The following is a 13,652-nucleotide window of genomic DNA, read 5'->3' on the forward strand; positions in this document are numbered from 1 at the left end:
TTTTATCTATAAAATCATTACTTACTATTACCAAAAAATGAAAATACATGAATTAATTGTTTACTATTTTTGTCCCTTAAACCTAAACGTTTGACCGAATTACAATAATTTTCAATCCAATACAATTGAACTTTTATAATGGAAAAAGAAATCTGTAACACAATCTTCATTTTTTACTAGTCTTACTTAAGTTTCTTTGATACTCTTAAAGGTGGAAAGCGTTTACGGATTTAGTATCCCAAATGACTAGCATTCTAGATTTCTACCAGGGGATGGGGGTAAAATAGATGAGAAATTTAGTAATTCTAGGTGGTGGCTATGGAGGGATTAAGGTTGCTCTAGGCTTGGTTGATAAGGGCTTGTCTGAGGACATTAACTTAACAATTGTTGATCGAAATCCATACCAATCACTAAAAACAGAGTTTTATACCATTGCAGCTGGTACAGTTGCAGACCGTGAAGTACGAGTTGATTTCCCAAAGAATGTACCAATTAATTATGTGTTTGCTGAAGTAGACAAAGTAGACGTGGAAAATCAACAAATCATTTTACGCGATTTAAGCCAAATTATTCCTTATGACTACCTTGTTGTAGCGTTAGGGTGTGAAGACAATTACCATGGTATTGAAGGGGCAGACGTATACACAGAAAGTGTACAAACTTTTGCAAACGCTCGCAAAACAGGTTTGGCAGTCGGTAATTTAAAAGCCGGTGGAAAGGTAACCATCGTTGGGGCTGGGTTAAGTGGGATTGAAGTAGCTTCAGAAATTCGTGAAAGCCGGGCAGATTTAAATGTTCGCTTATTAGACCGGGGAGGATCGGTTCTTAAAGCATTTGATCCGAGAATTCAAGGCTATGTTGCCGATTGGTTTAATAAAAATGATGTGGAGGTATTGCATCATTCGAATGTAGAATATGTAGAAAAAGATGGGGTCTGTAATAATGGTGTCTGTTACGTGAATGATGTAACGATTTGGACTGCCGGGGTTCGGCCAAATAAAGTGGTCCGAGAATTACCTTTCAAAAAGGACACACAAGATAAAATTATGGTCAATGAGTACTTTCAGGTACCAGATCAGCCAAATGTATATGTTATCGGAGACTGTGCATCTTCCATTTACTCTCCAAGTGCACAGCTAGCTGGTATCCAAGGCGAACAAACTGCAGTTATCTTGAACGCCGTTTTACGTAACCAAGAACCAAAAGTACCAAAAGAAATTCGCTTAAAAGGTACGCTTGGATCACTTGGAAAAAGTGATGGCTTTGGAAATATGATGAAACAGCCACTTACAGGTATTGTTCCCAGGTTAGTTAAGTCTGGGGTTTTATGGCTAAATAGACGACATTAAAAAGTAAGGCTTTTCCATGCGGATTTCTTCCACTGGAAAAGCCTTTTTCTTATTTTTGTCTTTGATTTTTATCGGACTGCAACAAAATGAATATACTTCTTTCTTCCAACAAAAGTGTCATTTATTTATCCTCGTCCCTATTCGCTTGTTTCTTCTGATTCATCATTAATGTTAAGGGTCTATCCGATCCCGTTAAGAATTTATATAGAACGGATGAGGTTAGTTTATAACTCTCCTCAATTTTATCGGCTATAAATCCTGTACGTTCAAATAGAATGGAGCGCAAATTGCTTAGTTGTAAATTGGACTTTTCTATTAATGCTTCCTGGTTTTCTAGTTGATCCATAACTTTATCTTGTTTATCATGCTGTTTGGCAACATGTTCAGCCACTACTTGTTGCTTATCTACCAGTTCAGCCATTTTGTTTGTAAACTGTTCCTTTGTCGTGTCAAAGCTGATTAGCTTTTGCATAATCTCTTCATTAGACTGATGAATTCGATGAATTTCCTTCAATATATTTTGGTTAACTGTACTATTTTCTCCAACAATACGATGAAGTTCTTGACTGTTATGTTCTAGCATGACCATCCACTCCCTCGTCTTGATTTCAAACTCCTTATGTTGCTTGTTATTTTCCTTCATCCATTCGACATCCTTGACAACATCTCGCCACTTAACCTCATTGTTATATCGTTGTTTCTGAAATGATATCCGAAGTTTCTTCATGGATTGTTGAAAAGCTTCATTAACCCGAGAGTGTTCCTCTAATCGTTCCTTTAAATAATCACTTTTAAAGTATGATTGATTTGGGCATTCGACAGAATCATTATTTTTAAAAAGATTCGGATGTGAATTGGTATTCATAAATAAGCTCACAATTCCCTCTCCCTTTTCCACCAAAAATTAATACTTTATATTATGCTAAAGGTGAGAATCCCGGGACAATAATCTATTCAAGTAAGGACTTGTCACAAACCTACCATACTAATTATTCATCCGCTCAATTATTTTAGAAAAATTATGATTAATGCTATAATTTATTTGTATGAATTATTAATCTCTCTTTATCCCCCATTAGTGCGGTAATCCTCAGATAGGTTATGAATATATCTATCTGAATACTCTTACTCTTTTCTTTATATTTTTCATCAAATGAAGGGTGGTCATATATGGACAATATTAAAGAAACAATAAAAGAAGTTATTTTATCCATTCTACCGATTACAGTCATTATTACCATTTTACAATTTACCTTGATTTGGCTCCCATTGGAGGTATTTATCCAATTTTTAATTGGCGCTGCAATGGTTGGTGTTGGACTTATTTTATTCTTATTAGGTGTTAATGTTGGATTACAGCCTGTTGGAGAGTTAATTGGATCTGCACTTTCTAAAACGAAAAAGGTATGGATGATTGTATTATTCGGATTTATTTTAGGGGTTGTTGTTACCATTGCAGAACCTGATGTACGCGTACTCGGTACACAAGTTGACAGTGTGTCAGATGGTGCAATACCACAATCTGTTTTAATATTATCCGTTGCTCTTGGGGTTGGGATTTTCGTTGGATTAGCTATGCTACGCATTATCTTAAATGTTAATATTGTTTATTTATTAATTGTCGGGTATGCAATCGCTTTCACTCTTGCTGCGTTTACACCTCCTACTTTTGTTCCTATTTCCTTTGATTCTGGTGGTGTAACAACTGGACCACTAACCGTTCCATTTATATTAGCCTTAGGCGTTGGAGTTGCTACGGTTATTCGTGGTAAAACATCAACAAGCGATGGTTTTGGCTTAGTTGCCCTGGCATCCATTGGCCCTGTTATTTCGGTTTTATTGTTAGGGGTGATTTATGGATGAACCTACATATTTTTGAAGGTCTAGGCAGTGTAATGGTAGAAGTTTTTAGTGCCTTGGCACCATTAGCCGCACTATTTATGTTCTTTCAGTTAATCTTTTTAAAATTACCTAAGAAGCGTTTAATTGATATTGGAATAGGATTTCTCCTTTCCTTTTTAGGTCTTTCCATATTCTTACAAGGCGTACATATCGGATTTCTTCCCGTTGGAGAATTAATGGGACAAAAACTAGGTGTCTTATCTAATAAGTGGATTCTGCTACCAATTGGGTTTATTATTGGATTCTTCGTTATTTATGCAGAGCCCGCAGTTAGCGTACTTATTAATCAAGTAGAAAAAGTGTCCGGAGGGTATATCCCAGGGAAAATTCTTTTATATACCTTATCCATAGGTGTAGGAATAGCTATTGTCATTGCCTTTATCCGTATATTTTTAGGTATTTCCCTATGGTATTTTATCTTGCCTGGTTATATAATAGCACTAATCATGGTTAAATTTTCTTCCAAAACATTTACTTCAATAGCCTTTGATTCCGGTGGTGTAGCAACCGGTCCAATGACCGCAACCTTTCTTTTAGCTTTATTTGTCGGGGTTGCATCTGTTACAGAAGGAAGGGATCCTCTTCTTGATGGATTTGGTATGGTTGCACTAGTTGCACTTGCACCGATTTTAAGTGTGCTTACACTTGGAATTTTATTTGGTAGGAAGGAGAGAAAACAAAATGCAGGGGACCAAGCTTCAACAAAAGCTCATCATCACGATCGTTAAAAAGGAAATGGCTAAACGAGTCGTTCAAGCTTCGAAAAAAGCTGGTGCTGGCGGCGGAACAACTCTCCTAGGAAATGGTTTCAGGGCTGATGAAAAGATGCGTTTCATGGGCATCCCAGTTGAACGAGAACGGGAAATTATCTTAACCTTAGTGACAAATGACATCTATCCTAAGGTACTTGATACTATCATTACCACAGCAAAATTAACAAAACACAAGCAAGGTATAGCTTTTGTATTGAATACGAAACATGTTACTGGAATTTGCCATATGCTCGGAATAGACGTAGATGATGATAGTGAGGAGGCATCAATCACCATGAATGAGGAAAAAGTTCTTTACGATTTAATAATTACCATCGTGAATAAAGGTGACTCAGAAAAAGTGGTTGACGCTTCAAAAAGTGCAGGTGCTGAAGGTGGGACCATTATCAATGGTCGAGGAACTGGAATTCACGAACAAGCAAAATTATTTAATATCTTAATTGAACCCGAAAAAGAAGTTGTACTGACACTTATTACAAGAGATAAAACAGAAGCTGTTCTTGACGCTATTAATAAGGACGCTGAATTAAATATTCCCGGAAAGGGTATTGCCTTTGTGTTAGAGGTTGAAAAAACAGTTGGTATTAATCACTTACTTAATAGTATGGTTAGTGAAAAGATGAATAATAATTAGTAGTAAACAATAAAGGCATTCGCTCACGGCGAATGCCTTTTTGTTAGTTAAGAAAGTATAAAAACTTTCTACCGATATTAGAGAAACTACCACATTCATTAAAATGCGAACGAATGTAAGTTTTTCTAATTAATCCTTACTATCTAGGTACTCATTTAACTTTTCACCGTTTGTGGAACTATTTTTAAATTGGCTTTTTCTGCCGTTCCGATGTTCCCCGTTGTTTTTGTTTTCTTTAAACATATTATTGAATTCCTTCTCTTTATTAACCAATAGTTTTCGCCTCCTTGTCGATAGTTTTTGAGTGAATGGTAAAGTTATACCCAAAATATTATAGAGCAACCTATTCTATAGTTAACTAGTTACCATTGATGTTCCCGTAACCATTCCTTTACCGAGTGCTTCCGCTACGCTTCTACCTGCAATTCTTCCACTAAACAAACAGCCACCAAGGAAAGTGCCTTCCAAAGCCCGATATCCGTGAACACCTCCACCGCCAAATCCAGCTACCTCGCCAGCTGCATACAAGCCGGGAATTGGTTTTCCATTGTCGTCTAAAACTCTCGCGGATAAATCCGTTTGTAGCCCACCTAGTGTCTTCCTGCTTAAAATATTTAATCGAACCGCAATAAGTGGGCCATTTTTGGGATCCAGTATTTTATGAGGGGAAGCTACTCGAATTAGTTTATCTCCCCTGTAATTTCTTGCGCCTCTAAGTGCTGTAATCTGAAGGTCCTTTGTAAATGTATTATCCATTTCACGGTCTCTTGCAGCAATTTGCCTTTCAATTCCCTTAACGTCTAACAAATTATCACCAGTTAATTTATTCATTCCGCTAACTAGGTCATTTATATTATCTGCAACAATAAAATCCTCACCTTTATCCATAAACGCTTTCACAGGTGCAGGTGGACCCGGTAATACTCTTGATAGAAGTTTACGAATACTTTTTTCCGTTAAATCCGGGTTTTGTTCCGATCCAGACAAGGCAAACTCTTTTTCAATCATTTTCTCTGTTAAAATAAACCAGGAGTAATCATAACCTGTTTTCATGATGGCATCCAAGGTCCCTAACGTATCAAATCCCGGAAAATTTGGTGCAGAGAAACGCTCGCCGCGTGCATCTAGCCAAATGGATGATGGACCAGGAAGGATGCGAATTCCATGTGAAGGCCAAATCGGATTCCAGTTTTTAATTCCTTCTGTATAATGCCACATTCGATCTCGGTTAACTACTTTTCCACCAGCCTGTTCCGTAATACCTAGCATTCGTCCATCAACATGTGCAGGAACTCCTGCTATCATTTCTTTAGGAGAATTACCTAATCGACTTGGCCAGTTCTCCCTTATTAAATCGAAATTAGCTCCAATTCCCCCACTGGTAACAATGACCGACTCTGCACGAAATTCAAAGTCACCAACAACATGGCGAGAACTTTCTTCACCTCTTTTAACATAACTCGGCTCAAGTTTTGACCCTTGTATACCAACCACTCTTCCATTTTCTTGAAGCAACTTATCCACACGGTGTCTAGGACGGTAATCAACAACACCAGTTTTCCTATATTCTCGAACCTTACTTTCAAATGGTTTAACAATCCCTGGGCCTGTTCCCCATACAATATGAAAGCGGGGCACGGAATTGCCATGTCCTTCCGCTAAATAGCCACCTCGCTCCGCCCAACCGACCACTGGAAAAAAACGTACCCCTAAACGCCTTAACCATTCGCGTTTTTCTCCTGCAGCAAAATCAACATAAGCCTCTGCCCATTGTCTCCCCCAATAATCTTCATCATCCTCACGGTCAAAACCAGCAGTACCTAGCCAATCCTGCCATGCTAATTCCTTCGAATCCTTAATACCCATCCGCCGTTGTTCAGGAGAGTCGACAAGGAACAGTCCACCAAATGACCACCAAGCTTGTCCCCCTAGTGACGCCTCTGGTTCCTGATCAACTAATAATACCTTTTTACCTGCATCGGCAAGTTCCTTCGTTGCTACTAATCCAGCTAATCCTGCCCCCACAACTATCACATCATGTCCCATTTATTTACCCCCTTATCTTTAATTAACCTTACTCTTAGTATAATAGTAATGAAATGTATTTTAAATCAGAAAATTTTAAACATAGTTACTTTAAACAATCCTTATGATAGACTACATATAAAAAATAACTCCAACATGAAACTTCAATAAAAATCATCACGTCTAATAGATGAGTTAGAAAGTTAGGGGGAAATTAGAGTGGCCACTCAAGATACTTTCCATCCGACATATGACAAAGAGGGCATAAAGGAACTGCAGTCCAACCCGGCCCTTGCCATAGAAACCATTATGGATATGTATGGAGATGAAATTAAACGACTAGTTTTTGCTTATGTCAAAAACTCCGCAGATACAGACGATGTCACACAGGAAGTGTTTGTAACGATTTATCAAAAATTAAATACTTTCAAGGGTAATTCATCCTTAAAAAGCTGGATTTACTCGATTGCGATTAATAAGTGCAAAGACTATCTCAGAAGTTGGCATGCTAGAAACAAGCGATTACGCGAGAAGCTTATTACATCTTCCCATACTATGAAAAAGGAAGAAATAACTCCAGAAGAACAAGCACTTCAGAGAGACCATTCCAGTGAACTATTCCGTACTGTAATGGATCTACCAATCAAGTATCGGGAAATAATTATTCTGTTTTATTTTAAAGAGCTATCCACTGGGGAGATAAGCAAGATTCTGGATATGAATGAAGCAACCGTCCGCACGAGGCTTACTCGTGGCAGGCAAAAATTAAAGGAATGCTTATCCTCTGAAAAAGGTGGTGTATACCGTGGATAAGGAAATTAAAAATTTACAAAGTGAGTTTAATCAAATCCCTACCACTTTTACGAATAAAGATAAGCAAGCTGTCCGTGGCAAAATTGAGAAGTTACAAAATCAGGAGAAACGCAAGGTATTCCAACTCTATCCAAAGGCACTAACTGGGGCTGTGGTAGCTTTAGCTATACTTTTACTAGTGATAACGATTAACCAATCACCCAATTTCTTTACGAGCAGTAATGATTCCGCTGGTTCAGATGCTAAAACAGCGCATGAAATTGGTGTTCAGGAAAACGCTACTTTTGACATGGAGAATTCGGATTCAACGAAAAATGATTTAGCCACTGAAGAAAGCTCAGGATTAAATATCTTTAATCCCAATACCGTTCAGGATGAAATGATTCTACCAGTTCTTGATGTTCAACAAAACGGAGATGAAAAGATTATTACATTTAAAGGAGACCTTCTTACTGGGCTTCTTACAGATGAACAATCATTAATGTTTCATCCAAATGAAGAAACCTGGAATAGGATTCCAATTGCTGAAGCTGATATCGATAAGGAAATTCCTATTTATTTTTCTGATGAAGAATTAGCTAGAAGTACCCTTAATATAGAACAGGGCATGGTTTCTGATTTAACATTCCAAGTAGATATCATCGAGTACCACTACTCTCCAAATGGTTCAAGTATATATTTAACCTTAGGAAGTGATGGGAGTATACCTGGGGAGGCAACCAATACGTATAAGGAAACAATTGAATTATCAGAGGAACTGCTTACCGTTTACGAAGAATATAGGAATACACTGAATGATAAAGTTTTACAAGGATTAGTTCCTTTTGAAGTCTTTAAATTATACCATTACGCCGACCTTCAGGGTGATTTAGAAGTAACCTATGCCTTATACTTCAATAAAGAAAATCACTTTGTACCTGATAAGGAAACATTTATGGCAGATGCAAATCAATCTAACCGACAAGCCGATGAAATTTATAATGAAATGCTAGAAATTAATACATTTGATGAGATTTATCTAACAGAGAATGAAGTACTTATTCGTTTCACCACGGACCACGATATTGGATTTAGACTCCTTAAAGATAAAGAGTTAAATGTCTGGAAGGTATCTTGGTTACCTATTCAATAATATAAAGTCCGTAACCCTGTATATAGGATTACGGACTTTATTATTTCGCACGAGGTGCACTTTCAAAGCCTATTTTACGGTGTGTCCCGTCACAGAATGGTTTGTTTTCTGAATGGCCACAGCGACATAAGGAAAAGCTCTTTTTCGTTTCAAATAGATTACCTGCCGCATCAACAAGTTCTACATCACCAGTAATACGATAGGAGCCATTATCATTTACTTTGATTACAACCTTTTCGCCCATGAAACCCCTCCTACACTACGATCTTTTTCATGTGAGATAATGGATTACGTACAAAAACTTAGTACTATCTTACGCAGCTTTATATCAGAATATGATTTATCAACTGTTCCTTACGCGGTTTTCCATACGGCCAATATTTTCAATTTCTAAAGCTACTACATCACCATCGCGAAGGAATATAGGAGATTCCATACCAAATGCCACGCCATTTGGTGTTCCCGTCATGATGATGTCACCCGGTTTTAAGGTTATTAAGTTTGAAATAAACTCCACCAAAAACGGTACATCAAAAATAAACTTTTCCGTATTAGAAGACTGACGTAGTTCTCCATTAACATAACAACGAACATCAAGCTTACCAGGGTCTGAAATCTCATCAGCAGTTACAACCCATGGTCCCACAGGTGTACTCTTATCAACTGATTTCCCTTGCAGCCATTGCGGTGTTCTTTTCTGTAAGTCACGTGCTGAAATGTCATTTCCAATCGTATATCCAGCAATATAATCCAATGCTTCTTCTTTTTTAACTTGAGATGCTTCTTTACCAATGACGACGGTAAGCTCGACCTCATAATCAAGCTTTTCAGTAAGTGGTGTTTTTTCAATGGCATCCTCAGGGCCAATTAGTGCATTTGCAAACTTAGCAAATAGAACAGGATATTCTGGAATATCACTTTTCATTTCTTGTGCATGCTCCACATAATTTCTTCCTACACAAATGATTTTGGAAGGTTCCGGAATAGGGGTGCCTAAAATGACTTCATCTCGAGACATACGTTGAACGTTAGCTAGCTTATTTTCCGCCAAATAGGTATAAACTTCTTTCGCCTTCTCTAGCACTGGTTTACCTATCTTGAAAAAGGCTGTCGGATCTGCAGGAAGTATTCTATCTAACTCTTCTTCCCACTCTTGATTGTGAATGCGATATGCTTCTTGTAAATCTACTACACTTTCATTTATGATAACTCCAACTCGCTGCGTGCCTTCTTTATCTTTCATTCGATAACTAACTAGCTTCATTTCTTGCACCTCCACTCGTTCATTCTATACGACTAATTATATGATTTTCTAATAATTATGTAAATTAGTTCACTTGTTAGTGAGGTGCGTTTTCATTATATTCCGCCCTTAGCATCGAATAAATTACCGTATCATGAAATCTCTCTCCATCAAAATCGGTATCTCTTAATACGCCTTCTTTTTGAAATCCGAACTTTTCCAACAATTTTCTGGACCCTTCATTTTCCGCAAATATGTCACCAACTAGACGATTAAGTTCTAGAGAATCAAAGACATATGGCAGTATAACTTGAAGAATCTCTGTCATTACGCCTTTTCTTTGAAAGTCATCTTTAATGATTGCTCCCATTTCTACTTTTCTATGCCATAGGTTTAGTTTATGAAGACGAAATTGTCCGATGACCTCCCCACTTTCCCTGTGAATAATAACCCAAGGAATTCCCTTTTGTTCCATGAATTCTGTTAAGTACCTTGAAATGGTTTCCCTCATCTCATCTATGGACTGAACTGGATTTGGGGTAATGAATTTCATCGTCTCCTTATGTGACATAAATGATAGGAGTTGAGGTGAGTCACCAATCGTCATACCTTTAAGGACATAATGGTCTGTTTCCAGGGTTGGAATGTCAGAAATGAAATTAATGGTTCTCATATGTTTTCCTCCAAAAAAGTAAGGAACTTGAGATAGAATCAAGCCCCATACCTGTTGATACTATTCTGTTGTGGATACTTGCCATAAAACACCGTATTTATCTTGTACCTGTCCATAAAGCGGGCTCCAGAAAGTCTCTTGTAACTCCATTGGGACCTCTCCGCCTACTTCCAACTTGGAGAATATTTCTCTTGTATTCTCCGCACCCTTTATCATAATGGCAATTGATAAATGATCCCCTACCTGATAAGGGTTTCCAGGAAAATTATCCGATATCATTAATATCGAATTCCCGATTTTCAAATGGGCATGTAGGACAAGATTTTTTGCTTCTTCTGGAAGTGGATGTCCTTCCATCGGATTCTCACCAAATGTTTGGAAGCTTAGCACCTCTGCCCCGAATGCATCTTTATAAAAATCAACTGCCTCTTGTCCATTTCCATTCGTTACTAGATAAGGATTAATATCTTGTATCATATTAGCACCTCTATTTCATTTTTATCATTTTACTTCTTGCCAACCTTTCACACAATAAGAGGATAACCAATCTCAACTAAGTTATTCCAGTTTTAGGAAAGCTAGGCAATTAGCCAATCTATTATGCTTCCACTCCGACTCCATTGACCTGCTTAACAAACTCTTTCATCAAACCGGGCAAATCTGGCCAAGCATGACCCGAGATGAGGTTTCGATCAACGTGGTTGGGCTCGCTCACATAAGTGGAACCTAATGCCTCTACTTCCGGCTTACAAGCGATATAGGCCGTTACCTCTCTTCCCTTCATATGTTCGCGAACAGTTGTAAGTACTTGTGCTGCATGACATACTGCAGCTATCGGTTTATCCGCTTCAAAGAAATGACTTACAATACCAGGAACATGCTCATTCAAACGCATATGCTCCGGTGCTCGCCCTCCAGGGATAATTAATCCATCATATTCTTCCGGTTTAATCTCAGCAAAGCTTGCATTGGCCTTAATCAAATAACCTTCCTTCTCCGTGTACGTCTCCCAACCGATGAAATCATGAACAACAGTATGTAGTTTCTTTGGTGATGAGGCAGCAATGGTGGTTTCAAATCCTTCTTCTAAGCATCGAAAATATGGATAATAGATTTCTAATGCCTCAACTGCATCTCCAGCAAGAATTAATACTTTTTTGGACATGATAATTCCTCCCTAATTTTCAAAATTTCAAAGCATAAATACTATATTCTATAAATTGGAATACTATTCCTTCCTATCCGTCAAATTAACAAATCTTTAACAAAGTTCGTCTTTATTTGACATTTAAACTCTATCAACTCAAATGAAAAACCCTATGAAAATAGTACTGAATCCTTCTATGTAGTTCTCTAGATATTCACATTACTTTCTACCTTTTCCCTAAATTCCACTTAAGAACATTACCTCATTTTTCAAAATTAAAAAGGATAACGTGATTCTTTCATCGAATAGTTCCACTAACCAAAAAGCAAAGGAGGTCTTGATATGGGACAAGCCCTACTATTCTCAAGTAGCTATCAAAATACATCTTAAAAGTTTCCACATTCAACTTGTCGACAAATAGCTTTTTCCCACCTCAGAAGTTTCACAAATGCTTTCTACCAAAAATTTAGGAGGAGATTTGAATGAAACTATTTTTAGATCCTGGTCATGGTGGTACGGATAACGGAGCTAGTGGAAATGGGTTGTTAGAAAAAAATATCACCTTAGATATTGCATTGCGTATTCAAAGTACACTTATCAATAGTTACGATAATGTAGAGGTTCGAATGAGCCGTACAAGCGACATTACAAAAAGCCTCAAACAGCGAACCGACGAAGCAAACGCCTGGGGAGCTGACTACTTTTTATCCATCCATTGCAACGCTTTTAATGGGTCGGCACGAGGATACGAGGATTATATTCACAGTAATATATCTGATTCATCTTTGACTGCAAGATACCGAAATACTCTTCATACAGAAATTACAACGTTAAACCAACTAAATAATCGAGGAAAGAAAAAGGATAATTTCCATGTATTACGAGAATCCAATATGCCTGCAATGCTTACCGAAAATGGATTCATTGATAATGCGTCCGATGCAAATTTGATGAAACAATCGTCATGGAGGCAAGCTGTAGCACAAGGACACGCAAATGGAATAGCAAAAGCATTTAATCTACCTCCGAAACAAAGCGGTGGTGACACGCTTTACAAGATTATTGCTGGTTCCTTTACTTCAAGAACTAACGCAGAGGATCGCGTCACCTACCTAAGTAGCAAAGGCATTGATTCATTTATCGGCACAGTAATCATATCAGGTATAACCTGGTATCGTGTGCAAGCAGGAGCATTCTCTAGTCGTGAAAGTGCTGAGCAACGCTTGCAACAGGTTAAAAATGCCGGTATTCCCGATGCTTACATCGTCACAGAACAAGGTATTACGACTCTCGAACCTGTGGTTGCTAGCGAATAAACATAAAGGGTGGCTCTTATTGAGAGCCACCCTCTATTAACCATTCCACAAATTCAAGCAAATCCTTAAACTTCAGATCTGATTCACTAATCGTTTTTTCCCGATTGCCAACTAATACCGTCTTCGTCCCGGCTTTTTTACCCGCTTCAATATCTGGGTCACGGTCCCCAACCATATAACTATTCTCTAAATCAATATGATGTTTCTCAGCCAGATTTAATAGCATCTGAGGCCTCGGTTTACGACAAACACAACCCTCATGTGGTTTATGCGGACAATAAGAAATATCATCAATGTGCGCACCAAATTCAGCTAAATCATCCATCATTTTTTGATGAACACTTTCTAGCGCTGTTTCTCTCATATAACCTAAACCAATACCGCCCTGATTGGTTACAACAAACACCTTATAACTCGCTTCATTCAACTTCTTAATTGCTTCTCCAACTCCATTTAATAAGTAGAAATCACTCGGTTTATTAACAAACTTCACACGGCGAGTGAGTACTTCATTAATCACACCATCACGATCTAAAAATATTCCAACTTCCAACCTATCACCTTCTATTTATTCTACTTGCTAGTATACCCAATATATTATCACCGTTATATCTATAATTTAAAAGACCAATATTCCATCGTAAG

At 37.8% G+C, this 13,652-nt stretch carries 16 protein-coding genes; 7 read left to right on the forward strand and 9 right to left on the reverse strand.

Annotated elements, in window-relative coordinates; genetic code table 11:
- The first annotated feature begins 287 nt into the window (after positions 1-287).
- Complete coding sequence (locus K332_RS0113420; protein WP_026907921.1) at positions 288-1,349, forward strand: NAD(P)/FAD-dependent oxidoreductase; 1,062 nt, start codon at positions 288-290, stop codon at positions 1,347-1,349.
- A gap of 121 nt (positions 1,350-1,470) precedes the next feature.
- Here the strand turns inward: K332_RS0113420 and K332_RS0113425 are convergent, their stop codons facing one another.
- Positions 1,471-2,226 (reverse strand): hypothetical protein, encoded by a 756-nt coding sequence (locus K332_RS0113425; protein WP_026907922.1) that lies wholly within the window; start codon positions 2,224-2,226, stop codon positions 1,471-1,473.
- Between the two features lie 293 nt (positions 2,227-2,519).
- Here K332_RS0113425 and K332_RS0113430 point away from each other — a divergent pair, with 293 nt between their 5' ends.
- The 3 genes from K332_RS0113430 to K332_RS0113440 are packed head-to-tail and all read left to right on the forward strand — an operon-like array spanning position 2,520 to position 4,658.
- A complete protein-coding gene (locus K332_RS0113430; protein ID WP_026907923.1) occupies positions 2,520-3,212 on the forward strand; it encodes a DUF1538 domain-containing protein in 693 nt (230 codons plus the stop codon).
- On the forward strand, positions 3,209-3,979 hold the full coding sequence (locus tag K332_RS0113435; RefSeq protein WP_026907924.1) for a DUF1538 domain-containing protein: 771 nt from the start codon (positions 3,209-3,211) through the stop codon (positions 3,977-3,979). Before K332_RS0113430 ends, K332_RS0113435 begins: the two co-directional genes overlap by 4 nt.
- Positions 3,933-4,658: a P-II family nitrogen regulator gene (locus tag K332_RS0113440; protein ID WP_026907925.1), complete on the forward strand. Its 726-nt coding sequence runs from the start codon at positions 3,933-3,935 to the stop codon at positions 4,656-4,658. Before K332_RS0113435 ends, K332_RS0113440 begins: the two co-directional genes overlap by 47 nt.
- 129 nt (positions 4,659-4,787) lie before the next feature.
- Here the strand turns inward: K332_RS0113440 and K332_RS24225 are convergent, their stop codons facing one another.
- Together K332_RS24225 and K332_RS0113450 are read right to left on the reverse strand one after the other, a co-directional pair.
- Positions 4,788-4,931 carry a hypothetical protein gene (locus K332_RS24225; RefSeq protein ID WP_169727365.1) on the reverse strand — a complete coding sequence of 48 codons (144 nt, stop codon included), beginning with the start codon at positions 4,929-4,931 and terminating at the stop codon, positions 4,788-4,790.
- Between the two features lie 81 nt (positions 4,932-5,012).
- Entirely contained in the window at positions 5,013-6,704 is a 1,692-nt protein-coding gene (locus tag K332_RS0113450) for an FAD-binding dehydrogenase (protein ID WP_026907926.1), read from the reverse strand.
- Between the two features lie 198 nt (positions 6,705-6,902).
- On the opposite strand from K332_RS0113450, the gene K332_RS0113455 reads away from it, so the two are divergent.
- Both K332_RS0113455 and K332_RS0113460 read left to right on the forward strand, forming a co-directional pair.
- Entirely contained in the window at positions 6,903-7,496 is a 594-nt protein-coding gene (locus K332_RS0113455; protein ID WP_026907927.1) for a sigma-70 family RNA polymerase sigma factor, read from the forward strand.
- Positions 7,489-8,628, forward strand: a complete 1,140-nt coding sequence (locus tag K332_RS0113460; RefSeq protein WP_026907928.1) for a hypothetical protein — start codon at positions 7,489-7,491, stop codon at positions 8,626-8,628. The genes K332_RS0113455 and K332_RS0113460 overlap by 8 nt, the downstream gene beginning before the upstream one ends.
- A gap of 40 nt (positions 8,629-8,668) precedes the next feature.
- Here K332_RS0113460 and K332_RS0113465 read toward each other — a convergent pair whose 3' ends face one another.
- The 5 genes from K332_RS0113465 to K332_RS0113485 form a co-directional block, all read right to left on the reverse strand.
- On the reverse strand, positions 8,669-8,872 hold the full coding sequence (locus K332_RS0113465) for a CDGSH iron-sulfur domain-containing protein (RefSeq protein ID WP_026907929.1): 204 nt from the start codon (positions 8,870-8,872) through the stop codon (positions 8,669-8,671).
- Between the two features lie 99 nt (positions 8,873-8,971).
- A complete protein-coding gene (locus K332_RS0113470; protein WP_026907930.1) occupies positions 8,972-9,892 on the reverse strand; it encodes a fumarylacetoacetate hydrolase family protein in 921 nt (306 codons plus the stop codon).
- A gap of 76 nt (positions 9,893-9,968) precedes the next feature.
- Positions 9,969-10,544, reverse strand: coding sequence for a GNAT family N-acetyltransferase (locus K332_RS0113475; RefSeq protein ID WP_026907931.1), 576 nt, complete (start codon positions 10,542-10,544; stop codon positions 9,969-9,971).
- Between the two features lie 60 nt (positions 10,545-10,604).
- A complete protein-coding gene (locus K332_RS0113480; protein WP_026907932.1) occupies positions 10,605-11,021 on the reverse strand; it encodes a VOC family protein in 417 nt (138 codons plus the stop codon).
- A 121-nt stretch (positions 11,022-11,142) separates the two neighbouring features.
- Complete coding sequence (locus K332_RS0113485) at positions 11,143-11,709, reverse strand: DJ-1/PfpI family protein (RefSeq protein ID WP_026907933.1); 567 nt, start codon at positions 11,707-11,709, stop codon at positions 11,143-11,145.
- Positions 11,710-12,173: 464 nt separating this feature from the next.
- Between K332_RS0113485 and K332_RS0113490 the strand changes: the two genes are divergently transcribed.
- Positions 12,174-13,007, forward strand: coding sequence for an N-acetylmuramoyl-L-alanine amidase (locus tag K332_RS0113490; protein ID WP_026907934.1), 834 nt, complete (start codon positions 12,174-12,176; stop codon positions 13,005-13,007).
- Positions 13,008-13,023: 16 nt separating this feature from the next.
- Here K332_RS0113490 and K332_RS0113495 read toward each other — a convergent pair whose 3' ends face one another.
- Complete coding sequence (locus K332_RS0113495; RefSeq protein WP_026907935.1) at positions 13,024-13,560, reverse strand: D-glycero-alpha-D-manno-heptose-1,7-bisphosphate 7-phosphatase; 537 nt, start codon at positions 13,558-13,560, stop codon at positions 13,024-13,026.
- Between the last annotated feature and the right edge of the window lie 92 nt (positions 13,561-13,652).

Source organism: Paucisalibacillus globulus DSM 18846 (assembly GCF_000482485.1).
GTDB classification, from domain to species: domain Bacteria; phylum Bacillota; class Bacilli; order Bacillales; family Amphibacillaceae; genus Ornithinibacillus; species Ornithinibacillus globulus.